The 26,799-nt window shown below is 62.2% G+C and carries 25 protein-coding genes; 17 read left to right on the plus strand and 8 right to left on the minus strand.

Translation table 11 applies throughout. From position 1 onward, the window contains the following. The first annotated feature begins 46 nt into the window (after nucleotides 1-46). From FJ426_RS29265 to FJ426_RS29290, 6 genes are all read left to right on the plus strand, one after another. Nucleotides 47-877, plus strand: a complete 831-nt coding sequence (locus tag FJ426_RS29265) for an aspartyl/asparaginyl beta-hydroxylase domain-containing protein (RefSeq protein WP_140501286.1) — start codon at nucleotides 47-49, stop codon at nucleotides 875-877. 67 nt (nucleotides 878-944) lie between these two features. Next, complete coding sequence (crcB, locus tag FJ426_RS29270) at nucleotides 945-1,319, plus strand: fluoride efflux transporter CrcB (protein ID WP_140561136.1); 375 nt, start codon at nucleotides 945-947, stop codon at nucleotides 1,317-1,319. Nucleotides 1,320-1,379: 60 nt separating this feature from the next. Then, on the plus strand, nucleotides 1,380-2,360 hold the full coding sequence (locus FJ426_RS29275) for an RluA family pseudouridine synthase (RefSeq protein ID WP_140515445.1): 981 nt from the start codon (nucleotides 1,380-1,382) through the stop codon (nucleotides 2,358-2,360). 2 nt (nucleotides 2,361-2,362) lie between these two features. Next, nucleotides 2,363-3,286, plus strand: a complete 924-nt coding sequence (locus tag FJ426_RS29280) for a DMT family transporter (protein ID WP_140561143.1) — start codon at nucleotides 2,363-2,365, stop codon at nucleotides 3,284-3,286. Between the two features lies 1 nt (nucleotide 3,287). Next, nucleotides 3,288-4,079 carry an ATP12 family chaperone protein gene (locus FJ426_RS29285; RefSeq protein WP_140561145.1) on the plus strand — a complete coding sequence of 264 codons (792 nt, stop codon included), beginning with the start codon at nucleotides 3,288-3,290 and terminating at the stop codon, nucleotides 4,077-4,079. 172 nt (nucleotides 4,080-4,251) lie between these two features. Beyond that, nucleotides 4,252-6,141 carry an MFS transporter gene (locus FJ426_RS29290; RefSeq protein ID WP_140525514.1) on the plus strand — a complete coding sequence of 630 codons (1,890 nt, stop codon included), beginning with the start codon at nucleotides 4,252-4,254 and terminating at the stop codon, nucleotides 6,139-6,141. Nucleotides 6,142-6,218: 77 nt separating this feature from the next. Here the strand turns inward: FJ426_RS29290 and FJ426_RS29295 are convergent, their stop codons facing one another. Further along, a complete protein-coding gene (locus FJ426_RS29295) occupies nucleotides 6,219-6,413 on the minus strand; it encodes a DUF2735 domain-containing protein (RefSeq protein ID WP_140501298.1) in 195 nt (64 codons plus the stop codon). A 311-nt stretch (nucleotides 6,414-6,724) separates the two neighbouring features. On the opposite strand from FJ426_RS29295, the gene FJ426_RS29300 reads away from it, so the two are divergent. After that, the gene (locus FJ426_RS29300) at nucleotides 6,725-7,765 is read left to right on the plus strand and encodes a glutamine synthetase beta-grasp domain-containing protein (RefSeq protein WP_140501300.1); all 1,041 of its coding nucleotides are present in this window, start codon (nucleotides 6,725-6,727) and stop codon (nucleotides 7,763-7,765) included. Nucleotides 7,766-8,616: 851 nt separating this feature from the next. On the opposite strand, the gene glnA is transcribed toward FJ426_RS29300, so the two are convergent. Together glnA and FJ426_RS29310 are read right to left on the minus strand one after the other, a co-directional pair. Continuing rightward, entirely contained in the window at nucleotides 8,617-10,026 is a 1,410-nt protein-coding gene (gene glnA / locus FJ426_RS29305) for a type I glutamate--ammonia ligase (RefSeq protein WP_140527990.1), read from the minus strand. A 58-nt stretch (nucleotides 10,027-10,084) separates the two neighbouring features. After that, a complete protein-coding gene (locus tag FJ426_RS29310) occupies nucleotides 10,085-10,423 on the minus strand; it encodes a P-II family nitrogen regulator (protein WP_006205430.1) in 339 nt (112 codons plus the stop codon). Nucleotides 10,424-10,757: 334 nt separating this feature from the next. Here FJ426_RS29310 and FJ426_RS29315 point away from each other — a divergent pair, with 334 nt between their 5' ends. Then, nucleotides 10,758-12,287, plus strand: a complete 1,530-nt coding sequence (locus tag FJ426_RS29315) for an NAD(P)H-hydrate dehydratase (RefSeq protein WP_140561146.1) — start codon at nucleotides 10,758-10,760, stop codon at nucleotides 12,285-12,287. A 17-nt stretch (nucleotides 12,288-12,304) separates the two neighbouring features. Here the strand turns inward: FJ426_RS29315 and FJ426_RS29320 are convergent, their stop codons facing one another. Continuing rightward, nucleotides 12,305-13,837, minus strand: a complete 1,533-nt coding sequence (locus FJ426_RS29320) for an acyl-CoA carboxylase subunit beta (RefSeq protein WP_140561148.1) — start codon at nucleotides 13,835-13,837, stop codon at nucleotides 12,305-12,307. A gap of 398 nt (nucleotides 13,838-14,235) precedes the next feature. Here FJ426_RS29320 and FJ426_RS29325 point away from each other — a divergent pair, with 398 nt between their 5' ends. Beyond that, nucleotides 14,236-15,651, plus strand: coding sequence for a DEAD/DEAH box helicase (locus tag FJ426_RS29325; protein ID WP_140561150.1), 1,416 nt, complete (start codon nucleotides 14,236-14,238; stop codon nucleotides 15,649-15,651). Nucleotides 15,652-15,757: 106 nt separating this feature from the next. Here the strand turns inward: FJ426_RS29325 and FJ426_RS29330 are convergent, their stop codons facing one another. Next, nucleotides 15,758-16,732 carry an alpha/beta fold hydrolase gene (locus FJ426_RS29330; RefSeq protein ID WP_140561152.1) on the minus strand — a complete coding sequence of 325 codons (975 nt, stop codon included), beginning with the start codon at nucleotides 16,730-16,732 and terminating at the stop codon, nucleotides 15,758-15,760. A 92-nt stretch (nucleotides 16,733-16,824) separates the two neighbouring features. Further along, nucleotides 16,825-17,646: an SDR family oxidoreductase gene (locus FJ426_RS29335; protein ID WP_140501312.1), complete on the minus strand. Its 822-nt coding sequence runs from the start codon at nucleotides 17,644-17,646 to the stop codon at nucleotides 16,825-16,827. 229 nt (nucleotides 17,647-17,875) lie between these two features. On the opposite strand from FJ426_RS29335, the gene FJ426_RS29340 reads away from it, so the two are divergent. The 6 genes from FJ426_RS29340 (at nucleotide 17,876) to FJ426_RS29365 (ending at nucleotide 22,417) form a co-directional block, all read left to right on the plus strand. Continuing rightward, nucleotides 17,876-18,910 (plus strand): cysteine synthase A, encoded by a 1,035-nt coding sequence (locus FJ426_RS29340; protein ID WP_140501314.1) that lies wholly within the window; start codon nucleotides 17,876-17,878, stop codon nucleotides 18,908-18,910. Then, entirely contained in the window at nucleotides 18,910-19,653 is a 744-nt protein-coding gene (locus FJ426_RS29345; protein ID WP_140515436.1) for an alanyl-tRNA editing protein, read from the plus strand. Before FJ426_RS29340 ends, FJ426_RS29345 begins: the two co-directional genes overlap by 1 nt. An 81-nt stretch (nucleotides 19,654-19,734) precedes the next feature. Continuing rightward, complete coding sequence (gene sseA, locus FJ426_RS29350; RefSeq protein WP_140561153.1) at nucleotides 19,735-20,586, plus strand: 3-mercaptopyruvate sulfurtransferase; 852 nt, start codon at nucleotides 19,735-19,737, stop codon at nucleotides 20,584-20,586. Nucleotides 20,587-20,588: 2 nt separating this feature from the next. Further along, nucleotides 20,589-21,152 carry a GNAT family N-acetyltransferase gene (locus FJ426_RS29355; protein WP_140501320.1) on the plus strand — a complete coding sequence of 188 codons (564 nt, stop codon included), beginning with the start codon at nucleotides 20,589-20,591 and terminating at the stop codon, nucleotides 21,150-21,152. Nucleotides 21,153-21,248: 96 nt separating this feature from the next. Beyond that, nucleotides 21,249-21,806 (plus strand): OmpA family protein, encoded by a 558-nt coding sequence (locus FJ426_RS29360; RefSeq protein ID WP_140501321.1) that lies wholly within the window; start codon nucleotides 21,249-21,251, stop codon nucleotides 21,804-21,806. 143 nt (nucleotides 21,807-21,949) lie between these two features. After that, nucleotides 21,950-22,417 carry a DUF1203 domain-containing protein gene (locus FJ426_RS29365; RefSeq protein WP_140525509.1) on the plus strand — a complete coding sequence of 156 codons (468 nt, stop codon included), beginning with the start codon at nucleotides 21,950-21,952 and terminating at the stop codon, nucleotides 22,415-22,417. A gap of 376 nt (nucleotides 22,418-22,793) precedes the next feature. Here the strand turns inward: FJ426_RS29365 and ald are convergent, their stop codons facing one another. Then, nucleotides 22,794-23,909: an alanine dehydrogenase gene (gene ald, locus FJ426_RS29370; RefSeq protein WP_140501325.1), complete on the minus strand. Its 1,116-nt coding sequence runs from the start codon at nucleotides 23,907-23,909 to the stop codon at nucleotides 22,794-22,796. A 158-nt stretch (nucleotides 23,910-24,067) separates the two neighbouring features. Here ald and FJ426_RS29375 point away from each other — a divergent pair, with 158 nt between their 5' ends. Beyond that, on the plus strand, nucleotides 24,068-24,541 hold the full coding sequence (locus tag FJ426_RS29375) for an Lrp/AsnC family transcriptional regulator (RefSeq protein WP_140501327.1): 474 nt from the start codon (nucleotides 24,068-24,070) through the stop codon (nucleotides 24,539-24,541). Between the two features lie 30 nt (nucleotides 24,542-24,571). On the opposite strand, the gene FJ426_RS29380 is transcribed toward FJ426_RS29375, so the two are convergent. Next, a complete protein-coding gene (locus FJ426_RS29380) occupies nucleotides 24,572-25,231 on the minus strand; it encodes a 5-formyltetrahydrofolate cyclo-ligase (RefSeq protein WP_140501329.1) in 660 nt (219 codons plus the stop codon). 165 nt (nucleotides 25,232-25,396) lie between these two features. On the opposite strand from FJ426_RS29380, the gene FJ426_RS29385 reads away from it, so the two are divergent. Next, the gene (locus FJ426_RS29385) at nucleotides 25,397-26,662 is read left to right on the plus strand and encodes an NAD(P)/FAD-dependent oxidoreductase (protein ID WP_140525508.1); all 1,266 of its coding nucleotides are present in this window, start codon (nucleotides 25,397-25,399) and stop codon (nucleotides 26,660-26,662) included. The last annotated feature ends 137 nt before the right edge of the window (nucleotides 26,663-26,799 follow it).

Consider the following 26,799-nt stretch of genomic DNA (forward strand, 5'->3'; position numbering starts at 1 on the left):
TTGGCACTATTCATTCGCAACAGGATCGCGCTCGGCGCGTGGAAAAATGACAAAAACCCTTCGCAAGACCCTTCGCAAATTCGCCATTGCCATCCCGCTCCTTGCCCTTGGCTTCTATTTCATTCCGATCCTAACGACGATTTTCGTCGTTTGCGGCCTGATCGACGTGCTGCGCAACGACCGCAAGAATCTGTCCCTGTTCAGCGGCTATTTCCTGGGCAATGGCCTCTTCACCTGGCTGCTTTCGCCATTCAACCTGCTGGTCGACCTCCTGTGCTACAGAAATCCGGGCGTGTGGAAGCTGGAGCAGTTCCCTCAGGATTATCAGCGCGAAGTCAACGAGGTCTTGGATGTCTTCAAGGCGCGCAAGGCCGAAATCATCGCCGACATCGACGCCAATTTCGGCGCCGGCCGGCGCGGCATGTATGTCTACCAATGGTATGGCAAGCACAGGATAGACAACGTCGCCGAGTTCAACAAGGATTTCAAATACATCAAGACGATTGCCGTCTCGGTCTTCAGCAAGCGCGAATCGACCTCCTGGCACTTCGGACCGTTGCGGCTCAGCCTCCGCATCCTCTACAACCTCATTCCGATGAAGTCAGAGATCTTCGTCGAGTGCGGCAACGTCAAGAACTACTGGTACGACAATCCGCTGTTCATTTTCGACGACACGCTGCTGCATCGCTCGGTCAACGAGTATGACGGTCGTCGCTACTGCGTATTCATGGACATTATCAGGCCGTCCCCGGTCCCCAGGCTCATCGCCGGCCTTCTCGCCATCGTCTCGGTGAGCGTCGAGAGGATCAATTCGATGTTCTACAAGAACTGGAAGATGATCGGCTCGACCAAGCCGAAGAAGGCCGAAACCACCTGAGCTGGCAAGTTTTCGAACGTAGCCGGCGCGCCGGATAGGTATGAATAGTCGGGGACAGTATACGGCGATGTTCAATCTGCTTCTCGTGGCCGCCGGCGGCGGCATTGGCGCCGGCGTTCGCCATCTGACCAATATGGGCTCGCTGCGCCTTGTCGGCCCCAACTATCCCTGGGGCACGATGGCGATCAACATCGTCGGTTCGTTCGCGATGGGCCTGTTCATCGCCGCCCTGGCGCGCCGCGGCGGGTCTAACGAAGTCAGGCTGTTTGTTGCCACCGGCATCTTAGGCGGCTTCACGACGTTTTCCGCCTTTTCGCTCGACTTCGCGACCTTGTGGGAGCGGGGAGCCACCTTGCCGGCGTTTGGATATGCGCTGGCCAGCGTGATTGGCGCCATCATTGCCCTGTTTTTGGGTCTTTGGCTCGCAAGAAGCCTGCCTTAATGCTATTGCCGCGCCGAGAGCAGGCCTGGGCCTGCCAGGAAACGGGTAAGCGAAAACAATATGGCAGGCGTTGAACAGATCACGGTGGAGGCCGGCGAGGCGGGCATGCGGCTCGACCGCTGGTTCAAGACCCATTTCCCGGGCCTTGGCTTTGGTCATCTGCAGAAGCTGCTTCGGTCCGGGCAGATCCGCGTCGACGGCGGCCGCGTCAAGGCCGACACCCGTGTCGAGCCTGGCCAGACGGTGCGCATTCCACCGCTGGAAGTGGACAAGAAGGGCGACAGCCCGCTGACCGGCCATTCGATCCGCAACCAGGGCGATGCCGAAGTCCTGGCAAAGATGCTGATCCATGAGGATCCGAAGGTCTTCGTCTTCAACAAGCCGGCTGGCCTTGCGGTGCAGGGCGGCTCGGGCGTCACCCGTAACGTCGACGACATGTTGGAAGCCTGGCGCAACCAGAAGGGCGAGAAGCCGCGGCTGGTGCACCGGCTCGATCGCGACACGTCTGGCGTGCTGGTCGTCGCCCGCACCAGGCTGGCGGCGATGAAGCTCTCCGAGGCGTTTCGCGCCCGCGAGACCAAGAAGACCTACTGGGCCCTGGTCAAGGGCGTGCCGCCCAAGCGCGAGGATAAGATATCGACCTGGCTGATCAAGGAAGCCACGCCGGATGGCGATCGGGTGCGCATTGCCAAGCACGGCGAAAAGGGCGCCGACCATGCCGTATCCTACTATCGCATCATCGAGCAGGCGGCGCAGGCGCTGACCTGGCTGGAGATGGAGCCCTATACCGGCCGCACCCATCAGTTGCGCGTTCATGCCGCCCATATCGGTTGTCCCATCATCGGCGATCCCAAATATTTCGAGGCCGACACCAACTGGGATTTTCCGGGCGGGATGCAGAATCGCCTGCATCTGCACGCGCGCCGCATCGTCATCCCGCATCCGGACCAAGGTTTCATCGACGTCACCGCGCCTATGCCGCCGCATATGCGCCAGAGCTGGAACCTGATCGGCTTCGACGACGCCAGTGCGGAGGATTGACCATGAGCGGCGCTGCCGATGCGCTCGACCGTCGCGATGCGGTCGACATGGCGGCCGCCGCCATAATGGTCGGCCTGACGTTCTCCTGGGGCCTGAATTATGTCGCCGCCAAGATCTCCTATGCCGGCTATGATCCGGTTTTCCTGTCGATCGCGCGCTCGGTTATCGGCGGGCTCTGCGTCTTCCTCTGGTGCCGCTGGCGCGGCATTTCGCTTTTCAAGAGGGACGGGACATTGCTCGCGGGCATTGCAGTCGGCGTGCTCTTCGGCATCGAGTTCCTCTGCCTTTATGTCGGGCTGGAGCACACCACGGTCGCCCGCAACACGCTGCTGGTCAACACCATGCCGTTCTGGATGCTGCTGGGAGGGCATTTCCTGCTCGGCGAGCCGATCAGCCTGCGCAAATCCCTTGGCCTTCTGCTTGCCTTTGCCGGCCTCGCCGCGGTCTTTTCCGACAAGCTCGGCGGCAGCGGGGACATGCTGTTCGGCGATCTGCTGAGCCTTGGCTCCGGATTCGTCTGGGCCTTGACCAATATTCTCATCAAGCGCTCGAAGCTGGTCGAGACGAGCGCCGAAAAGCTGCTGCTCTATCAACTCTCCGGCGCTGCGATCGTCGGCGTCCTGGTGTTGCCTCTGGCCGGCCCCTCCGTGCGCGATCCCACGCTGTTGCCAACTTTGGCCCTGCTTTTCCAGGCGCTCTATATCGTCGCCTTCACCTATGTGTTGTGGTTCTGGCTGCTGCGGCGCTATCCCGCCTCCAGCCTGTCGAGTTTCACGTTCCTGTCGCCGGTCTTCGGCGTGCTGTGCGGCGCCCTGTTCTTGAACGAGCCGCTGACCATACGCATTTTTCTGGCACTTGGTCTCATTGCCGCCGGTCTGGTCATCGTCAACAGGCCGCCGCGCCAGCAGACGGCCGAAGGAGGCTGACATGCGCGATATCCTCAGCGATCTCGAGGCGGGGAAACTGCTCTCCGACCCCGATCCGGTGCGCCGCGCCCAAATCCAGATGAAGAAGCCGCTGCCGAAACGTTTTTACAAGACCGTTTCGGTCGCGCCCGCCGATGGTGGCTTTGCCGTCCATCTCGACGGAAAGCCGGTGCGCACGCCGGGCAAGACGCTGCTGACGCTGCCGACCGAGAAGGCGGCATCGCTGGTTGCCGATGAATTCGCCGCCCAGGGCGAGACCATCGATCCGGTGTCGATGCCGGTGATGCGTCTCGTCAACACCGCGCTCGACGGCGTCGCCAGCGATCCGCAGGCGGTGCTGGAGGACATACTGCGCTTTGCCTCATCGGATCTGCTCTGTTATCGCGCCGACGCACCACAAGGCTTGGTCGAGCGGCAGAACGAGCTGTGGGATCCTGTCCTCGATTGGGCGCAGGCAGCACTCGGCGCTCGCTTCAACCTTGCCGAGGGCATCATCCACGTCGAGCAACCGCGCGAAACCATTGCTGTGCTGGGTGCGCATCTTGCCCAGCGCGCCGAGCCGCTGCGCCTGGCAGCGATCCACGTCATGACCTCGCTGACCGGTTCGGCGCTGCTGGCGTTGGCCGTGGAGTTCGGCGAACTCGGCGGTGAGGCGGCCTGGACTGCCGGCCATGTCGACGAGGATTGGCAGATCGAGCATTGGGGACAGGATGCGGAAGCTGTCGCGCGCCGGTCCGCCCGCAAGCGCGACATGATGGCTGCCGTCGGTCTGATCGAGGCGCTCGAAGGCTGACCGGCCACCGCACCGCACCTAATACCAAAGTCATAATCCCAAAGTCATCTGCCGTTGGCAGGCGCTTTCTGTCATTTTTCCCGTGATTGCTGCCGCGAGTCTGCGTTCGGAAGAGAATGCGAACGCAAGGGCGCTGCATCGAGCACAAGGGTCTCACGGGAGGAGCATCTCAATGGCTATCGCATCGACCGCCAGCGGAAAGAGCCGCGGCATGACGCGAGAGGAGAAGAAAGTCATCTTCGCTTCTTCGCTCGGCACTGTTTTCGAATGGTACGATTTTTATCTCTACGGGTCGCTGGCGGCCTTTATTGGTTCGACCTTTTTCAGCCCGACCATTCCGGAAGCGACGCGCAATATTTTCGCGCTGCTGGCTTTCGCCGCCGGCTTCCTCGTCCGTCCGTTCGGCGCTTTGCTGTTCGGCCGCATCGGCGACCTTGTCGGCCGCAAATATACCTTCCTCGTCACCATGACGATCATGGGCCTGTCGACCTTCCTGGTGGGCTTGCTGCCTGGTTATGCGAGCCTCGGCATCGCGGCTCCGGTGATCCTGATCATCCTGCGCATGCTCCAGGGCTTGGCACTGGGCGGCGAATATGGCGGCGCGGCCACCTATGTCGCCGAGCATGCGCCGGACGACCGGCGCGGCTACTATACGTCGTGGATCCAGACGACCGCCACACTCGGCCTGTTCCTGTCGCTGATCGTCATCCTGATCGTCCAGGGCTCCATGAGCAAGGAAACCTATGCCGCCTGGGGCTGGCGCGTTCCTTTCATCGTGTCGTTCCTGTTGCTCGGCATTTCCATCTGGATCCGGCTGTCGCTTTCCGAATCCCCCACCTTCCAGCGCATGAAGGAAGAGGGCAAGGGTTCCAAGGCACCGCTCTCGGAAGCCTTCGGCCAGTGGAAGAACGCCAAGATCGCGCTGCTGGCACTGCTCGGCCTTACGGCTGGCCAGGCCGTGGTCTGGTATAACGGCCAGTTCTACGCCCTGTTCTTCCTCCAGAACGTGTTGAAGCTGGACGCACAGTCGGTCAACATCATGATCGCCATCGCGCTTGCGCTGGGCTCCATCTTCTTCGTCGTGTTCGGCTGGCTCTCCGACAAGATCGGCCGCAAACCGATCATCATGGCCGGGCTCGCACTGGCGATCGTCTGCACCTTCCCGCTGTTCAAGGCATTGACCTGGGCCGCCAATCCGGCTCTTGCCGAGGCACAGCAGAGCACCCGCGCGACGGTGACCGCGGCACCCGGCGACTGCAGGTTCCAGTTCAATCCGGTGGGCACCGCCAAGTTCACGACGTCTTGCGACATCGCGACCTCGTTCCTGACCAAGAACTCGGTGCCCTATGACGTCGTTTCCACAGCGGCACCCGGTACGGCTGCTTCGGTCAAGATCGGCAATGAAACGGTGGCATCCTACGATGCTGTCGCCGCGGGCGACCAGGCCAAGGCCAAGGAGGCCGCCTTCGTCAAGGCCGTCAACATGTCGCTGCAGGACGGCGGATATCCGCTGAAGCGTGCTGCGATCAAGATACCGGACCAGAAGCTCGACGCGTTTGTCGCTGCCAATCCCGAACTGAAGCTCGACGCCGCCGCCATCCGCGCCGGCGAGAAGGCGACGGTTCCTACCGATCAGGCTATCAAGGACAAGCTTTTGACCGCCGACGAGGCTGCCGGTGCGCCTGAGGTCACCGTCTACAACATACCCGGCGGCGGTGCCTTCGCCATGTTCGCCGACCCTGCGGCCGTGAACTGGCCTATGACGATCGCCATCCTGTTCGTCCTCGTCCTGTTCGTGACCATGGTCTACGGTCCGATCGCGGCCATCCTGGTCGAGATGTTCCCGACCCGCATCCGCTACACCGGCATGTCGCTGCCCTACCATATCGGCAATGGCTGGTTCGGCGGGTTGCTGCCGGCGACGGTGTTCGCGCTCAGTGCCTACAGGGGCGACATCTATTATGGCCTCTGGTATCCCGTGATAATCGCGGCGATGTCGCTCGTCATCGGCATGATCTTCGTCAAGGACACGCTGGGCACGAACCTGGAGACCAAGCAGTAATGGGTCGGATCCACATGCATGAGAAAACCCGGCGCGAGCGATCGCGCCGGGTTTTCATATCGAGGCTGAAGATGCGTTCAGCTCTTCGGCTGCTGGTTTTCTTCCTCGACAGCGGCCTCGTGATACCAGCCATCGAAATCGGCATGCGTGTTACGCAGCGAGGCAAGCTCTGCCGCGAACTTGGCCTTCGCGCCTAAATTTGAGGCAGATACGCGGCCTGCAAGCGGGAACATCAGGATCTTTGCCGACGGACGGGCGAGGGTGACTTCCATTGGCGGTCTCCTTTCTTCTCCGAGGGTCAGTTGATTCAGCTTTTCCTCAAAATAGGTTCTGCGATTCATTTAGGCAATATGCTTATGAAAAGATCAGTTATTGCCTATTATTTGCGCAATCTCTGCGTCTGATCGATCCCGGCGCATTGCTGGGGCGGTGCAGTGAATTCACGGGAATCTTACGACCATTTTGTCGCACCGGTCGACGCCAGAGTGGCATATGAATTGCTTTTTACCAGTCGGCAGGTCGGCTTGCTCCGGCCATGCGTCGACACCGCGTGCGGTGGTCAAGCACAACGAGAGGCTCTAGAATGACCAAATACAAGCTCGAGTATATCTGGCTCGACGGATACACCCCGGCCCCCAATCTTCGCGGCAAGACCCAGATCAAGGATTATGCCGAGTTCCCGAAGCTCGATCAGCTGCCGCTGTGGGGCTTCGACGGCTCGTCCACCATGCAGGCCGAGGGCCGAAGCTCCGATTGCGTGTTGAAGCCGGTCGCGCTTTATCCCGATCCGGCCCGCACCAACGGCGTTCTCGTCATGTGCGAAGTCATGATGCCCGATGGCGTCACGCCGCACGTGTCCAACAGCCGCGCGACCATTCTCGACGACGAGGATGCCTGGTTCGGTTTCGAGCAGGAGTACTTCTTCTACAAGGATGGCCGTCCGCTCGGTTTCCCCGAGAGCGGTTATCCCGCCCCGCAGGGCCCGTACTACACCGGCGTCGGCTATTCGAACGTCGGCAGCATCGCGCGCCAGATCGTCGAAGAGCATCTCGACCTCTGCCTTGCCGCGGGTATCAACCATGAAGGCATCAACGCCGAAGTGGCCAAAGGCCAGTGGGAATTCCAGATTTTCGGCAAGGGCTCCAAGAAGGCCGCCGATCAGATGTGGATGGCCCGCTACCTGCTCCAGCGCCTCACCGAAAAGTACGGCATAGATATCGAGTTCCACTGCAAGCCGCTCGGCGACACCGATTGGAACGGCTCGGGCATGCATTGCAACTTCTCGACCAAATATATGCGCGAAGTCGGCGGCAAGGGTTATTTCGAGGCCCTGATGGCGCAGTTCGAAAAGAACCTGATGGACCATATCGCCGTGTACGGCCCGGACAACGACAAGCGTCTGACCGGCAAGCACGAGACGGCCCCCTGGAACAAGTTCAGCTATGGTATCGCCGACCGCGGCGCCTCGATCCGCGTGCCGCATTCGTTCGTCAAGAATGACTACAAGGGTTATCTGGAAGACCGCCGCCCGAACTCGCAGGGCGACCCCTACCAGATCGCTTCCCAGGTCCTGAAGACGATCTCGCAGGTTTCGACCGGCGCATCGGTTTCGGCCGCTGCTTGATATTTCACGTCGGGCCTCAAGATCCCCGACAACCATGACGCGAGCCCCGGCGGGAGTTGCCGGGGCTTTTTCGTGTGACGATGGCGGGCACTATCGCATGCCGCTGTTTCCGTTCGCCGCTCCTCGTCTTCCTGGCTCCTGGCCTGGCAAAGCAAATTCCCCCAAAAAAAGTCAGGTTAAAAAGGGCGGCTCAAACCCATCCCGACAAGGCGGCTTTGGGCTGACGAAAGCATACCTTGGCGCCGGGCCGCAGGCTTCGAAATCCTCGAAAAAGCCCGGAAATCCGGCCATTCCGGCAAGAATGCCTGTCGACCGATCCTTTCATAAGCCCCTGTTCATACACCAAAATCGACCGTCTCGACGCCCGGCAGGCGACATTGACAGGCTGCGGCGCAACATGCGTATTCGCAGGCATTGGGGGATACGCCAAGCGGTGCTGTTCGAAGGGGCGGGGTTTCTTGAACGACAGCATTGGCGGGGGCGCCGGACGAGCGGGCATTGCAGCCTGAGGCAGTGTGCCGCTCGCTCCTGGCTTATCCCTTTACTCGCAAAAAGCGCATGCCGGATCGCCTGGCAGCCCAGCTTGGCTGGCTCAAGCCGGCCTGTGCCTCAGCGCAATCGGCACGTGTGACGTGACCAGCCGACGGAACCTCAGCAGCCGGTGCGCCTTTCCAGTCGCTGGATCGGGGCAGCATCCGATCGAACGCGTCAGTGTCCGCGGATTTGGCTGAATGGAAGCCTCGATATGAGCAAACAAAGAGGCCGGAAGAGGTTCATCTTCCGGCCTCGCATTTGCAGGCTGAATTGAAGCCGCTGGATCCGGGTTATGCCGGGTCCAGGGAGATCAAAAATCAGACCGAATAGTACATGTCGTATTCGACGGGATGCGGTGTCATTTCGAAGCGCATCACCTCGGCCATCTTCAACTCGATGTAGCTGTCGATCTGGTCGTCGTCGAAGACGCCGCCGGCCTTCAGGAAGCCGCGGTCCTTGTCGAGGCTCTGGAGCGCTTCACGCAGCGAGCCGCAGACGGTCGGGATCTTCTTCAGCTCCTTCGGCGGCAAATCGTAGAGATCCTTGTCCATCGGCTGGCCGGGATGAATCTTGTTCTTGATCCCGTCGAGGCCGGCCATCAGCATGGCGGCAAAGGCGAGATAGGGGTTCGCACCCGGATCGGGGAAGCGGACCTCGACGCGCTTCGACTTTGGCGACGAGCCGAACGGGATACGGCAGGACGCCGAGCGGTTGCGCGCCGAATAGGCGAGCAGCACCGGCGCCTCGTAGCCCGGCACCAGACGCTTGTAGGAGTTGGTCAGGGGGTTGGTGAAGGCGTTGATAGCCTTGGCGTGCTTGATGATGCCGCCGATATAGAACAGGCAGCTTTCCGAGAGACCGGCATACTCGTTGCCGGCGAAGGTCGGCTTGCCGCCTTTCCAGATCGACTGGTGGACATGCATACCCGAGCCGTTGTCGCCGAAGATCGGCTTCGGCATGAAGGTGGCGGTCTTGCCGTAGGCATTGGCGACCTGATGCACGACATATTTGTAGATCAGCATCTTGTCGGCGTTGCGGACCAGCGTGTCGAACTTGATGCCGAGTTCGTGCTGGGCCGCGGCCACTTCGTGGTGATGCTTCTCGACCCGCACGCCCATCTCGGCGAGCACGGTCAGCATCTCGGAGCGCATGTCTTGCGCCGAATCGATCGGCGGCACCGGGAAATAACCGCCCTTGACGCGCGGACGGTGGCCGAGATTGCCGGTTTCGTAGTCGGTGTCGTCATTGGACGGCAGTTCGGTGGAATCGAGCCTGAAGCCGGTGTTGTAGGGATCGGCTTTGTACTTGACGTCATCGAAGACGAAGAACTCGGCTTCCGGGCCGACATAGATGGTGTCGCCGATGCCTTCCGACTTCATGTAGGCCTCGGCCTTCTTGGCAGTGCCGCGCGGGTCGCGGTTATAGGATTCGCCCGAAACCGGATCGAGGATGTCGCACAGGATGACCATGGTCGACTGAGCGAAAAACGGATCCATATGGACCGTTTCAGGATCGGGCATCAGCACCATGTCGGACTCGTTGATCGCCTTCCAGCCGGCGATCGAAGAACCATCGAACATCACGCCATCGGCGAACATGTCTTCCTCGACCTCGATGACATCCATCGTCACGTGCTGCAGCTTGCCCTTCGGGTCGGTGAAGCGCAGGTCAACGAACTTCACATCGTTGTCCTTGATCTGCTTCATGATGTCTTTGGCTGTCGTCATGTCATGTATCCCTGTGTGACGTTTTTTAATAATGACGTTTCGGAAGATGGGCGAGGTGTCAGACGGCATCCATGCCGGTTTCGCCGGTGCGGATGCGCACGACTTCCTCGATGTTGGAGACGAAGATCTTGCCGTCGCCGATGCGCCCGGTCTGGGCCGCCTTGCGGATGGCTTCGATGGCGCCTTCGACCGCATCGTCGCCGAGCACGACTTCGATCTTCACCTTGGGCAGGAAGTCGACGACATATTCGGCGCCGCGATAAAGCTCGGTGTGGCCCTTCTGGCGTCCAAAACCCTTGGCCTCCGTCACGGTGATGCCTTGCAGTCCGGCCTCCTGAAGCGCTTCCTTCACTTCGTCCAGCTTGAATGGCTTGATGATCGCTTCAATCTTTTTCATGTAAAAAGTGGCCTCCACTGCCAAAAAAACGGGTTGTGAGCCCCCGCTTGCGCCTCCATCAAGCACGAACTGTGCCAATTGGCGGGATTTCAAGCGGTGTCATTCGATTCCAGAACCATGCCGCACGAAGATGCAAATTCGCATCGTTCGCTGCATCCAGCGCGCGACGGATGGCTGCAGCCTACGCGGCGTCGGTGTTTATGTCTGCCCGATATTTAGGCGTATTGCTTATTTGGTGGGCATTGCTCAGCTTGGCTGGGACCGCGCCAACTCCTCTGCGTTTGCGTCGAGCCGAAAACTGGACAATGCTTTATCGAATGCGGATCGGCAATCCATGAGCAACGAACTTCTTTCTCCCGAGGAGATGAGCGAGGCGGATCGGTTGACGATTGCCGCCAGCGCAATCGACGGCATCGGCCTGATGCGCCGTGCAGGCGAAGCCGTCGCGGCTGAAATTTTCAGCCGCCATCCGGCGGCGAAGCGGGTCCATGTGCTTTGCGGTCCCGGCAACAATGGCGGCGATGGCTATGTCGTGGCCCGCTGCCTGGCAACCGCTGGCGTCGACACGGTGGTCTGGGCGACGGGCACGCCGAAGCCGGGCAGCGATGCCGCGCTTGCCGCCGGCGAATGCCCGGTCAAACCTCGGCCGCTGGCGAATTTCGCGGCCGAAGCCGGCGCTGTCGTCGTCGACGCTCTTTACGGAGCAGGGCTGTCCAAACCGCTGTCCGGTGAAGCGGCGAGAACGGTTGGCATTGTGGCAAGCCTGGCCTTGCCGGTCGTCGCGGTCGATCTGCCATCAGGCGTTTCCGGAGGCAGCGGCCAAGTGCTCGGCCAGGCTTTTCGCGCTGGGGTCACCGTCACCTTCGCACGCAAAAAGCCTGGCCATCTTCTGCTCCCCGGGCGCAAGCTGTGCGGGGAGGTCGTGCTGGCCGATATCGGCATCACCGACGGTGTCATTGCGCGGATTCGACCTCAGGCGTTCGAGAACACGCCGGCGCTTTGGCTCGACGTTTTTCCGATTCCGGGTGTCGATACGCACAAGTACAAGCGCGGCCATGTCGGCGTCTTTTCCGGTGGCCCGAATGCCACCGGCGCGGCGCGGCTTGCGGCGCTTGCCGCGGCCCGTATCGGGGCAGGAGCGGTGACGGTCCTATCCCCGGCGAACGCCATGCAGGTGAATGCCGCGTATCTGACCTCGATCATGCTGCGCAAAGCAAATGACAGCGCCGACATCGACGCCTTCATCGGCGAACGCCGGCCCTCCGCTTTTGTGCTGGGCCCTGGCTTCGGTGTCGGTGAAAGAACGCGGAATTTTGCTCTCACGCTGCTTGCCGCTGGCCAGCAGCGGAACGTTTCCGCCTCGGTCGATGGTCTGGTGTTCGACGCCGACGCGATCACCTCGTTTCGCGAGAAGCCGGATGTCCTGTTCGAAGCCTCGCGCCAGCCGAGCGCGCCGTCGCTGGTGATGACGCCGCATGAAGGCGAGTTCGCCAGGCTGTTTGCTGACATCGCGGATGGCGCCGTTTCGTCCAAGTTGGGCAGGGCTCGTATGGCCGCCACCCGTGCCAATGCCGTGATCGTCTATAAGGGCGCCGACACCGTAATCGCTGCTCCCGATGGCAGGGCTGCGATAAACTCCAATGGTGCGCCGTGGTTGGCAACCGCCGGCTCGGGCGATGTGTTATCGGGGCTCGTGGCCGGCTTCTTGGCGCAAGGCATGCCGGCCTTCGAGGCGGCGTGCGCGGCGGTGTGGATCCATGCCGAGGCCGGCAGCCGGTTCGGGCCGGGGCTGATCGCCGAGGACTTGCCGCAGGCGCTGGTGCCGGCGTTGCACGAACTGGTGGCGGCTCGCGGCGCGCGCTGACCGGCTCGACATTCAGCTCACAGCGGAATGTTGTCGTGCTTCTTCCAGGGGTTCTGCATGTCCTTGTTGCGCAGCATTCGCAGAGCGCGGGCAATGCGGCGGCGCGTCGAATGCGGCATGATCACCTCATCGACATAGCCGCGCTCGGCGGCGACAAAGGGTGACAGGAAGCGGTCTTCGTAAGTCTTTGTATGGGCAGCGATCTTTTCGGCGTCTCCGATGTCCTTGCGATAGATGATCTCGACCGCGCCCCTGGCGCCCATCACGGCGATCTGCGCCGTCGGCCAGGCATAGTTCATATCGCCACGCAGGTGTTTCGAAGCCATCACGTCATAGGCGCCGCCATAGGCCTTCCTGGTGATGACGGTGATCTTCGGCACGGTCGCCTCGGCATAGGCGAAGAGCAGTTTGGCGCCGTGCTTGATCAGCCCGCCATATTCCTGCGCCGTTCCCGGCAGGAAGCCCGGAACGTCGACGAAGGTGACGATCGGGATTGAAAAGCAATCGCAGAAGCGCACGAAGCGCGCTGCCTTGCGGCTGGCGTCGGAATCGAGCACGCCGGCCAGCACCATGGGCTGGTTGGCGACGAAGCCGACCGTGCGGCCTTCGATGCGTCCGAAGCCGGTGACGATGTTCTTGGCGAAACTTTGCTGGATCTCGAAGAAATCACCCTCGTCGGCGACTTTCAGGATCAGCTCCTTGATATCGTAAGGCTTGTTGGCGTTGTCGGGGATCAGCCGGTCGAGCGACAGATCGTGATCGGTGACCGACTGGTAGCATTCGATCTCGGGAATCTCCGATGTGTTCGAGGCCGGCAGCAAATCGACCAGCCGGCGCATCTGCAGCAGTGCTTCGACGTCGTTGTCATAGGCGCCGTCGGCGATCGAGGATTTCGTCGTGTGAACGGAAGCGCCGCCGAGGCTCTCGGCGGTCACCGCCTCGTTGGTGACGGTCTTCACCACGTCCGGTCCAGTGACGAACATGTAGGAGGTGTCGCGCACCATGAAGATGAAGTCGGTCATGGCCGGCGAATAGACGTCGCCGCCAGCGCAAGGCCCCATGATCACGGAAATCTGCGGAATGACGCCCGACGCCAGCACATTGCGCTGAAAGATCTCGGCGTAGCCGCCGAGTGCAGCCACGCCTTCCTGGATGCGGGCACCGCCGGCATCGTAGAGGCCGATGATCGGCGCGCGGTTGCGCAGCGCCATCTCCTGCACCTTGATGACCTTTTCGGCATGCGCTTCCGACAGCGAGCCGCCGAACACGGTAAAATCCTTGGCGAAAAGGTAGACGGGACGGCCGTTGACGGTGCCCCAGCCGGTGACAACGCCATCGCCGGCGATCTTGGTCTTTTCCATGCCGAAGTCGGTCGAACGGTGCTCGACATACATGTCGAACTCCTCGAACGAACCCTCGTCGAGAAACACCTCGATGCGTTCGCGGGCGGTGAGCTTGCCCTTCTTGTGCTGCGCGTCGATGCGAGCCTGACCGCCGCCCATGCGGGCGATCTCGCGACGACGCTCGAGTTCCTTCAGCACGTCCTTCATTCTCGATCTCCTGCGCGGGCTGCTTTGTGGTAATGATGCCCGCAGGTGAGCGCAAGCGTCGCTTTTTCGAGGCGTTTTGTTGCGCTGCAACATGATGCCCTTGCATTTCAGAGCGAACTCAGCCATATGCACGGCATAGGCGCTTGGGCCGGACCGATCCGGCCTTCTCCTCGAATGAGACTGGTTGCGTCTGTTTTCCCTCTTTCCTGCTGATCGGCCCCGATTGGTTAGCAAGGTGGCGAAAAAGCCCCGTGGCATGATGCCTGCGGGCACGACAGCGCAGCCGCGCGGACGAACACGTCCGCCGCCTTGTCGTTCCATGACAATTGATTCGACGGCAGGTTGCGCCCTGCCGCCATTGATGTTTGCGGCCAGAGGCCGCGTGAAAGAAGAATATTTTGACCAACGAAAACACTTTGCCCGGCAACGACACTGGAGAACTCTCCGGTTTCGCAGCACTGGGAATAACGGGTGCGCTGCTCAAGGCCACCCATGCCGCCGGCTTCACCGATCCGAAGCCGATCCAGGCTCAGGCGATCCCGCCGCAGATGGAAGGCCGTGACATTTTCGGCATCGCCCAGACTGGCTCCGGCAAAACCGCGGCCTTCGCGCTGCCGATCCTGTCGAAGATCATTGCGCTCGGCACCAAGCGCCGGCCGAAGACGGCACGCGCGCTGATCCTGGCGCCGACTCGTGAGCTCGCCGTGCAGATCGAGGACACCATCAAGATCCTCGCCAAGGGCGCGCATGTCTCGACCGCGCTCGTGCTGGGCGGCGTCTCGCGCTTCAGCCAGGTGAAGAAGGTTGCGCCCGGTGTCGACATCCTGATCGCCACGCCCGGCCGGTTGACCGATCTGGTGCGCGAAGGCGACCTCATGCTTGCCGACACCAAATGGCTGGTGCTCGACGAGGGCGACCGCATGCTCGACATGGGCTTCATCAATGACGTCAAGCGCATCGCCAAGGCGACCGCGCCGGACCGTCAGACGGTGCTGTTCTCCGCGACTATGCCCAATGAAATCGCCGAACTGGCGAAAGGCCTGCTGAAGAACCCGATCCGTGTCGAAGTCGCGCCGCAAAGCACGGCGGCGGCCGAGATCGTGCAGAGCGTCGTCCTTGCCCGCACCAAGCAGAAGCGCCAAGTGCTGTCGACGATGCTCGCCGACGAGGCGATGAAGTCCGTCATCATCTTTTCGCGCACCAAGCACGGCGCCGACCGGGTAACCAAGGACCTCGAGCGAGACGGCTTCAAGGCCGCTGTCATCCACGGCAACAAGTCGCAGAATGCGCGGCAGAAGGCACTGAACGATTTCCGCGAGGGTTCGGTGCGCATTCTGGTGGCCACCGACATCGCCGCGCGCGGCATCGACGTGCCCGGCATCAGTCATGTCGTGAATTTCGACCTGCCTGATGAGGCGGAGAGCTATGTCCACCGCATCGGCCGCACCGGCCGCAACGGCCGGGACGGCATTGCGATTACGCTCTGCGATCCGTCCGAGAACAGCAAGCTGCGCCAGGTCGAACGCATCATCCGCGCCAAGCTGCCTGTTGTCGCCGACCATCTCGGCAGCCCCGATCCGCAGCGCAACCCGGCTGAGAAGAACGAGCGCTACGAGCCTGCCAATGACCGAAACGACCGCAATGGCCGTCGCGACGGCAGGCGGCCAGGCGGCCAGAACAACGGCTCCGGCAAGAAGCGCTTCGGTGACAAGCCGGCCTTCGCTGGCGACCGCAAACCGGAAGGCGCCAAGCCCTTCAAGGGCAACAATAAACGCCGCTTCGGCGGCAAGCGGCCCGCGGCGCGGGCCGCGTAGGCAGGCCGCTTCGCATTGGCCGGGCAGTGCCCGGCTGGACCAACCAGCGACAAGAAAGGGCGACCGCGACGATCCTGCGGTCGCCCTTTCTGTCTGGAAAATCTGGCTATTTCACCACCGCCTCGATCCAAACGGCAATTCTTTGTGCAAGGAAGGTCGTGGTCGATGGCGACAGGGCGTCGCCGGCGATGACGTGGTTGTCGGGATCGCCGGTATCGTCGACCGGAACCATCTCGTGCGGCGCGCCCCAACGCCCGGCGATTTCACGCGTGCGGTCAGGCCGCACCACGCTGTCCGAATCCGAAAGGATGAAGAGGGCAGGGACCTTCGCTTTCTCCACCGGCGCGCCATAGGCAAGTTCCGTCAGCGCCTGCATTGGCAGCGTCGCGGCAAGGGGATAGCTGGTGGTCCAGAATTTCTCGTGCAGTGCGTTGCGCGGCATGAAGCTGCGCTCCTTGCCGGCGACGAGTTCGGCTATTTGTTTGCCCCATCGCATGGTCAGGATCCCGGCGCCCGACGCCTTGACGCCGAAATTCGGCGAGATGAACGCGATCGCCGCCACGCCGTCCGAAGCGCCCGGCTGTGTTGCCGCCCAGGCCGCCAGCGAGCCGCCGGTCGAGGTAGAGATGACGATCACCTTGTCGCCGATGGCCCGGCCGATCGCGAGCGCCTCCTCATAGTCGTTGATCCAGGCATTGAGGCTGCCTTGCGTCATGGCCGCGCCATCCTGCCCGTGGCCGGTGAGGCGGGTGAAGAACAGATTGGCGTCGAGTTGGTCGGCAACCTCGTCGGGCAGCGGGCGGAGCTCGCCCTTCGACGCCGAAAAGCCGTGGATATAGACGATGGACAGCCGTGTCCTGGCATGCACCATCGGATTGGCCCAGATGATCTCTTTCTCCAGCCCGTCACGGATGCCGGATATCGCCGCTTCCGTCCTGGCCACGTAGGCCTGCGGATCGTCGCCGATTGCGGATGGATCGAAGCGGATCGTGGTGTCGACGGGAACCCGCGGGCCGAGCACGAAGGCCAGTGCGAGGATGGCGACTAACCCCAGCACAGCAAGCACGATTCGTCGCCCCATCGCAGACTCCAAACGCAACAACAACAAACCTACGGCGGTGGCGGGGAACAGGCAACGACCGGCCGGCGATGAAGCCGCCGATCCGCTGGCTTCTATTCGCTCGGCGGCTTGCGGTCGTAATTCAGCGGCCGTGCCTTCCAGCTCGTCATGAGGCTGATCACGCCTCGGTACACCGGTCTCGGCAACAGGCTGAGCAGCTTCAGGGGCCAGCTCGTCCGGCGCGGGAATGTGACCTCGAAGCCGCCGGATTTGATACCCCGCACCATGCGCCGCGTCGCTCGGCTGACCGGCATCAGCCCCGGCATGGGCAGCATGTTCTTCTCGGTCAGCGGTGTGTCTATGAAGCCCGGATTCATGACCTGGACGCGCACGTTCATCTTGTCGAAATCGTATTTCAGCGATTCGGCCAGGATGTTGATCGCCGCTTTGGTGCCGCCATAAGCGGCGGTCGTCGGCCAGCCGAAATAAGCGGTGACCGAGCCGACCAGCACAATATGACCGCGCGCCCGCACGCGCATGCGTTCGACGACCGGCACAAGCCCGTTGATGATGCCGAAATAGTTGACCTCGAAAGACCGGCGAAAATCGCTGACGACGAGAGCCTCGCCAGGCGTGGAAATGTAGTTGCCCGCGTTTAAGACGGCGAGCACGATGGGGCCAAGCTCGTTCTCGATTGCAGCGACGGTTCTTGCCATGCGCGGCTCGTCGGTCACGTCGCAGGGAAAAGCCTTGACCTTGCCTGGCATCTGCGCGGTCTCGACAATCAGCGTGTCGATGGGATCGCCATCGGGTGCCGTTACGGCCACCGCATAGCCCTGGGACGCAAGGTCCCTGGCCAGCGAACGGCCGATGCCGCTGCTGCCTCCCGTGACCCAGGCGACGCCATGCTTCGGGTCGGCCCGATAGAGTGTCATGCTGCGCCCCCGTCGAATTGTTCTTGGCTTTTGCTCTAACCGCGAAGAAATCGAATGAAAAGAGCGGTTTTCGACGCCGGCCGCAAATGAACAACGCGGATAGGCCCGGCACCAAGGTGACGCCGGCGCAAATGCAGTACGGAAAATGCGACTGGACCAGGCAAATTCTTGCCTTGAAACCGAAGCTTCGGGTTTCTAGGGTTTCGCGCAGCTACACAAGGACTCCCGAATGCCCCGCTCCGTGATCGACGCTATCGGCAACACGCCATTGATCCGCCTCAACAGGGCTTCGGAAGAAACCGGCTGCGAGATCCTGGGCAAGGCCGAATTCATGAATCCAGGACAGTCGGTCAAGGACCGCGCCGGCCTGTTCATCATCCGCGATGCCGAAGAGCGTGGGCTGCTCAGGCCGGGCGGCGTCATTGTCGAGGGCACGGCCGGCAATACGGGCATCGGGCTGACGCTGGTCGCCAAGGCGCTCGGCTACCGCACCGTCATCGTCATTCCCGAAACGCAGAGCCAGGAGAAGAAGGACACGATCAAGCTGCTCGGCGCCGAGCTGATCGAGGTTCCGGCCGTGCCGTACAAGAACCCCAACAATTACGTGAAATTGTCGGGGCGGCTGGCTGAGCAAATGGCGCGTTCGGAGCCGAACGGCGCTATCTGGGCCAACCAGTTCGACAATGTCGCCAACCGCGACGGGCACATCCGCACCACGGCGCAGGAGATCTGGAGCCAGACCGGCGGCAAGGTCGACGGCTTCGTCTCGGCGGTCGGCTCGGGCGGAACGCTGGCCGGCGTCGCTTTCGGACTGAAGGCGAAAAGCAAGGACGTAAAGATCGCTCTCGCCGATCCGCTGGGCGCTGCGCTCTACAGTTTCTATACCAGCGGTGAGCTGAAATCCGAGGGCAGTTCGATCACCGAAGGCATCGGGCAGGGACGCATCACCGCCAACCTCGATGGGTTCACGCCCGACTTCTCGTTCCAAATTCGTGATGAGGATGCGTTGCCGATCGTCTTCGACCTGGTCCAGGAGGAAGGCCTTTGCGTCGGCGGTTCGACCGGCATCAACATAGCGGGCGCGATCCGACTGGCGCGTGAACTCGGCCCCGGCCATACCATCGTGACCATTCTTTGCGACTACGGCACACGCTACCAATCGAAACTGTTCAATCCCGAATTCCTGCGCGAAAAGAAGCTGCCGGTGCCCGGCTGGATGGAAGAGAAATCAGATATTTCCGTGCCGTTTGAAAAGGTCGTGTGATGGCGCACAAGACCGAAGCGCTGTTTCGCGACGACGCCTATCTCAGGACGGCCGATGCCGTGGTGGTCGCCGTCAACGAGCGCGGCGGCATCGTTCTGGACCGCACCATCTTCTATGCCACCTCGGGCGGGCAGCCGGGCGATAGCGGCCATCTCCAGCGCGCCGATGGCAGCCGCATCGTCCTGGCCGCTACCATCACCGGGGAAACAAAGGACGAGATCATCCACGTGCCGGCGCCGGAACAAGCCGCGCCTGCGGTCGGCGAGCGCCTGAAGCTCGCAATCGACTGGGAGCGACGTCATCTCTTGATGCGCATGCATGCCGCTTGCCATTTGCTCACCGTCGTCTGCCCGTTTCCGATCACCGGCGCGGCGGTTTCGGAAGACGACAGCCGTGTCGATTTCGACATTCCCGACGCCAGCTTCAGCAAGGAAGACGTGACGGCTGGCCTGATGGGCCTGGTGCGGGCCGATCATCCGATCTTTACCAGGCTGATCAGCGACGAGGAACTGGCCGCCAATCCGGGTCTGGTGAAGTCCAAGAATGTCCGTCCGCCGCTAGGTACCGGCAAAATCCGGCTGGTCTGCATCGGCGAGAATGCTTCGGTGGACAGTCAGCCCTGTGGTGGCACCCATGTCAAAAGCACCGGCGAGATCGGCGAAATCCATATCGGCAAGATCGAGAAGAAGGGGCGTGAAAACCGGCGCTTCCGCATCCGGTTTGGACCGATGCCCCAAACATGATCTCGAAAGCTACGATGTTTTCGGACAAGATCATGCGGCAAGGCAAGACAACGTCTGGTCAATGGCGGCAGGAGAACCACAATGGCTGAAGACAGTCCTTTCACCGTCGACGCTGACTGGTTGCAGGAGCGTTTGGGCCAGCCTGGCCTGACGATTGTCGATGCATCCTGGTATCTTCCGGCGCAAAACCGCGACGCGCGCGCCGAGTATGACGCTGGGCACATTCCGGGCGCCCGCTTCCTGGATCAGGACGCGGTCTCCGATCCGGACGCCGCGCTGCCGCATACGCTGCCGTCGCCGCAGCATTTCGCGCAGTATGTCGGCGCGATGGGCGTTTCGGCAGATGACACGATCATCGTCTATGACGGCCCGGGCTTTTTCTCGGCACCTCGGGCATGGTGGATGTTCCGGGTGATGGGCGTCTACCAGACGTATATCCTTGACGGTGGTTTCGATGGCTGGAAAGCGGCCGGCCGGCCGGTGACGGCCGAACCGACCAAAATCGCGCCCAGCGTGTTCCACGCCGATTTCGACGCCGGCCGGGTCGCCAGCCTTGCCGATATGCGCCGCATCGTCGGAACCCGGGAAAGCCAGATTGCCGATGCGCGCGGGGCAGGGCGCTTCACCGGCGCGGAGCCGGAGCCGCGCGCGGGCGTCCGTTCCGGCCATATGCCGGGCGCGCGCAACTTGCCTTATTCGGCGCTGTCGGAAAACGGCGTGCTTCTGCCGAAGGAGCGGTTGCGCAAGGTGGTCGAGGACGCCGGCCTCGATCTGTCGAAGCCTATCGTCACTTCCTGCGGCTCCGGCGTTACGGCGGCGGTGATCACGCTTGCGTTGGAAACGCTTGGCGATACCGACAACAGGCTTTACGACGGCTCATGGACCGAATGGGGCGGTCTCTCCGACACACCAGTCGTGACAGGCAAGGAATGACGATGGAAAACGGCGAGCTGAAGGACATCGAAGTCACGGTGACGTTCCTCGAGATGCATGCGCCACCGGCCGTGTCGCCGCCCATGCCCTACAACCGCCAGGTCGCACTCCTGAAAACTAAGGACATTCCGCTGCATTTCTACCGGTACCTGATGGATCGGGTGGGGCGTAAATGGCACTGGGTCAATGTGCTGAGGCTGGATGACGACGAGCTTTCGGCCGGCATCCACCGCGAGGATCGCGACATCAGGGTGCTCTATCTCGATGGCGCGCCCGCCGGTTTTTTCGACCTCAAGCCGCATCTGCCGGAAGAAGTCGAGCTTGCCTATTTCGGCATGATGGAACACGCCACCGGGCAAGGCATCGGCCGCTGGTTCCTGGGATCGGCGATCGCCGCGGCTTGGTCGTATGGACCGAAGCGGGTGACGGTGCAGACCTGCACGCTCGACCATCCTGCTGCCTTGCCGCTCTACCAGAAGCTCGGCTTCGCGCCGGTGGCGCAGAAGAAGGAGACCGTTCACCCTCTGCCCTTCGCCGAGCGCTCGGCCAGCGTCATGCGGCCATAGCGACGCCCTCACAAAAGCTGAACCTCTCGTTCATCCGCGCTTCAGCCTGTCTCTGCCATCTTGCCCGCACATAATACGGGCCGAAGGAGAAAAGACATGCTGACCCGCCGTACCCTTGCCGCCGCGCTGATCGCGGCAATCGCAATGCCCGGTCTCGCCGCCGCGCAGGCGACAACGCCTTCGGCCGCAACCATCGAACGAAAGCTCGAGGCGGCACCCCGCGTGAAGCTGCGCCCGAACGAGCGCGTCACCATCCGTGAGTTCAAGCGCCGGCCGGACCTGCGCCGCATGGCCCGGTCGATCGATATCCAGTCGATCAATTTCGCTTTCGGCTCGGCCGCGATCTCCAGCTCGCAATACGACAAGATCGACACTATCGCCGATGCGTTGCAGCGTATCCTGCGCCGCAACCCCGGGGCGCGCGTCCTCATCGAGGGCCATACCGACGCCGTCGGCTCCTTCCAATCGAACCGGATCCTGTCGGAACAGCGCGCCGCCTCGCTGAAGCGCACGCTGGTGCGCGAGTTCGGCGTGCCGGCCTATGCTTTGGAGACGGTCGGTTATGGCGAGGAATTCCTGCTGGTGCAGACGCAGAACGAAAACTGGCGGAACCGGCGGGTCACCCTCCGTCGCTTTGACGACTTCATTCGCTGAGGGAGTTCCGACAATCCGGTGAAGTTCGCCTTGCCTTGGTCGGCTGGAACAAGCCGACCAAGGGCCAATGATTGTCAGGAATCGGGTGGGAGGCGGGGGCTGATGCGCATAATTTCCGATCAACGACATCGGAGATTTTCGCCATGACCATCCAGTTCAAAGCCTTGCCGACACAAGATGTACGAGCGCTTCAGCGCGGCGGGCCCGATGCCTATGGAAACACGCCCGAGCGTAAGGTCTCCGACGGCGACGGCATGCCATGCCGGCATTGCCTGAAGAACATCGCCGACGGAGACGACTATCTCATCCTGGCCTACCGGCCATTCCCCAAACTTCAGCCCTATGCCGAGACCGGACCGATCTTCCTTCACGCGCAGGAATGCGAGCGCGCCGCGGAATCTCAGGCACTTCCCGAAATTCTCGAAGGCCCGGACTATATAGTGCGCGGCTACGGCAGGGATGACCGCATCGTCTATGGCAGCGGTGGCGTCATTGCGACCGATGCGATCGCCGCGCGCGCCGAGGCTCTCTTGGAACGCGACGAGATTGCCTACGTGCATGTCCGCTCGGCGCGCAACAATTGCTTCCAGTGCCGGATCGAACGTGTCTGACGGGCGCATGTGGCGGTGCGATAGCGGAGCGCTGTCGTACTCCTGTCATACCATTGCGGTACACGGGTAGCCGTCGATCGATTTGTCGACCGCGGATGAACCGGCGGCAAATCTCGACATCGAGGAAGCGGGGCCTTGGCTCCGCTTTTTTGTTTGCCTGAACCTTCCACAGAAATTTTCTGCGCAAAGAAGCATATGGGCTTCGACTATTTGCCTGGAGGGCTCAGTTAAACTTGCAATTGGCGCCGAGACGCAGGTTGCAGCGCATGTTTCAGGCCCGAGCCTGGTGCAGGCCTGACAGCCGCCAATCTGGAAAGAAAAAACCCGCCGGGAATGACCGGCGGGCTGACGGGAGGCAGGTATCCTCTCAGGAGAATCAGGCCGCGAGAACCGCCTTCGGCTCGACCAGTTCGTAGCCGAGCGCTTCGGCGACCGCACGGTTGGTGATCTTGCCTCTGTGGACGTTGAGTCCATTACGCAGATGATGGTCGTCGACCAGCGCCTTCAGGCCCTTGTCGGCGAGCTGAAGGCCATAGTGCAGCGTCGCGTTGTTGAGTGCATGTGCTGAGGTGACCGGCACGGCGCCCGGCATGTTGGCGACGCAGTAGTGGATGACGCCGTCGACCTCGTAGGTCGGCTCGGCATGCGTGGTCGCGTGCGAGGTCTCGAAGCAGCCGCCCTGGTCGATGGCGACGTCGACCAGCACCGACCCCTTCTTCATGCCCGAAAGCATTTCGCGCGAGACCAGCTTCGGCGCCGCAGCACCCGGGATCAGCACGGCGCCCACGACGATGTCGGCGGAAAAGCACTCTTCTTCCAGAGCCTCCACGGTCGAATAGCGGGTGTGGACGCGGCCGGCAAAGAGGTCGTCGAGCTGGCGCAGGCGCGGGATCGAGCGGTCGATGATGGTGACGTCGGCGCCCAGGCCAGCCGCCATCCTGGCCGCGTGCAGGCCGACGACGCCGCCGCCGAGCACGGTGACCTTGCCGGGCAGCACGCCGGGCACGCCGCCGAGCAGCACGCCGCGGCCGCCATTGGCCTTCTGCAGCGCCGTGGCGCCGGCCTGGATCGACAGGCGGCCGGCGACTTCCGACATCGGCGCCAGCAACGGCAGGCCGCCCCGGTCGTCGGTCACCGTTTCATAGGCGATGGCGGTAACGCCCGAAGCGAGCAGGCCCTTGGTCTGTTCCGGATCCGGAGCAAGGTGAAGATAGGTGTAGAGGATCTGGCCATCGCGCAGTTGGGCCCATTCGTTAGGCTGCGGCTCCTTGACCTTGACGATCATATCCGACTTGGCGAACACATCGGCCGCCGTCTTGGCGATGGTGGCGCCGGCAGCGCGATAGGCGTTGTCGTCGGCTCCGATGCCGGCCCCGGCGCCGGTCTCGACCAGCACCTCATGTCCGTGGGCGACATATTCGCGGACCGAGCCGGGCGTAAGTCCGACGCGATATTCATGATTCTTGATTTCCCGGGGGCAGCCGACGCGCATTTTCTTTTCTCCTGACACGGCCCTTCGGGGCTCGTTCCCTGTATTGACGCAGTCAACCACGAATCGTTGCGTAAGTGTTTGCGAATGCACTTGCAGGAGGGTTCGCTATTCGATAATTGTTGCGTAGAATGCGCAAAAATTCGCAGGAATCACGAAGAATGCCACTCGACAGGATTGATATCGCCATTCTGGAGACCTTGCAGAAGGATGGCAGGATGCCGAACGCCGCCCTTGCCGAAAGGGTCGGCCTGTCGCAGTCGGCCTGTTCGCGCCGGCTCGACAATCTGGAGAAATCCGGAACCATCCGCGGCTATCATGCCCGGCTTTCCAATGCAGCACTTGGTCACCAGATGACGGCGATCGTGCACATATCGCTGTCGGGCCAGTTCGAGAAGACGCTGTCGGATTTCGAAGCTGCGATCAAGCGCTGCCCGAACGTGCTGTCCTGCCACCTGATGTCGGGCGAGTACGACTACATTCTCAGAATCGCTGCCAAGGACCTTGCCGACTACGAACGCATCCACAAGGAATGGCTGTCGGCGATGCCGCATGTGACGAAGATCAATTCGTCTTTTGCCCTGCGCGAAATCGTCGACCGGACGGCGATGGGCCTGAAGCCCGAAATGGCCTGAGCATTCTCAGCCTTCCATGCCTTCAGCCGTCTACGCCTTGGCAGCCTCCGTCACGATCCGGTCCATCGGGATATCGTGCGGCTGCGGGTAGATGGTGGCGATGCGCTGCAATTCGTAGCCGACGCCGATGACCAGGGGCTTGAACGGCATCGCCGCCAGCGTTCGGTCGTAGAACCCGCCGCCATAGCCCAGGCGATAATTGCCGGAATCGATGCCGACGATCGGCGAGATGACGATGTCGGGCAAGACCGGTTCGCCCTCGGCCGGAATCGGAATGTTCCACACGCCCTTCTCCAGCCGGTCGCCCGGAACATAGGCCCGGAAGATCAGCGGCTGTGCCTTTTCGATGACGACGGGCAGCGCGGTGCGCCCGCCTCGTTCATTGATGGCGGCCATCCATGGCCGCAGGTCCGGCTCGCCGCGAAACGGCCAATAGAGGCTGACCATGCGGCCGGCGATATCGCCGATCGCCGCGTCAAGGGCTCCGGCGATGCTCTGCGACATCGCCGTTCGCGCATCGGCGGAAACCGCGAGACGCGCCGCGATCAGGCGTTCCCGTTCGGCCTTGCGCCATCGTCTGACGTCGGTCCAATCGGATATCGGCGCGTGAAACGCGGGATCGAGTTCGTGCATGAAGCATGGCGGCGAGGAATATTGCGCCGGACCCTGGTCGTCGTGATCGTTGGCCATGCTTCACCTCATCGCTGTTTTCCATAACGCTATACCCGGCGGCGGGATGCGACATGTGCATTCACGACATGGAACGACGAGTCTCGGGCACGGCCTTCGTGTTGTTGCATTGCACAAAAGCTCCTACATCAAAGGCATGCGATATTGCTGGTCAGGGTGAATGCGATGGATCAAGCCAATCACCATGTCGTCGTCGTAGGGGCGGGGTTCGGCGGCCTCGAATTCACCCGCGCTCTCGCCGGTGCGCCCGTGCGCATCACCATGATCGACAAACGCAATCACCATCTTTTCCAGCCGCTGCTCTACCAGGTCGCAACGACGGCGCTGGCGACCTCGGAGGTCGCCTGGCCGATCCGCCACCTGCTGCGCAAGCGCAAGGACGTGACGACGCTGCTCGCCAATGTCACCGGCATCGACCGAGCCGGAAAGCGCGTGCTGCTCGATGACGGCAGCACCGTCGCCTACGACACGCTGGTGCTCGCCACCGGCGCCCGACATGCCTATTTCGGCCACGACGAATGGGAGCCGTTCGCGCCAGGGTTGAAGACGCTGGAGGACGCCACCACCATCCGACGGCGCATTCTGCTCGCCTTCGAGCAGGCCGAACGGGAAACCGATCCTGCCAGGCGCCAGGCGCTGCTGACGATCGCGATCGTCGGCGGCGGTCCGACCGGTGTCGAACTTGCCGGCACCATTGCCGAACTGGCGCACGACACACTGCGCGGCGAGTTCCGCAACATCGACACGCGCGAGACGCGTGTGGTGCTGATCGAGGCTGGCGACCGCATACTGGCCAATTTCGCACCGAAACTGTCCGATTATGCCGGAAAGGCGTTGAAGCGGCTCGGCGTGACGATCGAACTCGGCCGGGCGGTCACGCGCTGCGACGCCGAGGGCGTCGTCTTCGGCGACACGCATCTGCCGGCGAGGACCATATTGTGGGCGGCGGGCGTTGCCGCTTCGCCGGCAGCCGAATGGCTGGGCGCCGCCGCCGACCGGGCGGGAAGGGTGCTGGTTGAACCCGATCTCACCGTGCCGGGCAGCCCCGAGATTTTCGTCATCGGCGACGCCGCTCTCGTGCTGCGGCCCGATGGACGGCCCGTTCCCGGCGTGGCGCCTTCCGCCAAGCAGGAGGGCCGCCATGTTGCCGCGACCATCAAGGCCAGGCTTGCCGGCGATACGAGCGTAAGGCCGTTCCACTACAAGCATGCCGGGGACCTGGCCACGATCGGCAAGCGCGCCGCGGCGATCGATTTCGGCTGGATCAGGCTGACCGGCTGGCCGGCCTGGTGGCTGTGGGGACTGGCGCACATCTATTTCCTGATCGGCTTCCGCAACCGGCTCGCGGTGTCGCTGAGCTGGCTATGGATCTACGTCACGGGCCAACGCAGCGCCCGCCTGATCACGCAGGGCGACGACGACAAGGGCTGATCTTCCGCGCTTGCGCCCGTTCATCCGCGCGTCATCTGTTGCTGATCGACTGACAACTCCGATGCGCGCAACTTCTTGAATGGACTCGAATAGGTTTCAGCGCGAAGTTCGCTTTCGGCCAGGGTCTTTCGTGTCGT

Source organism: Mesorhizobium sp. B2-6-4 (assembly GCF_006441495.1).
Taxonomy (GTDB): domain Bacteria; phylum Pseudomonadota; class Alphaproteobacteria; order Rhizobiales; family Rhizobiaceae; genus Mesorhizobium.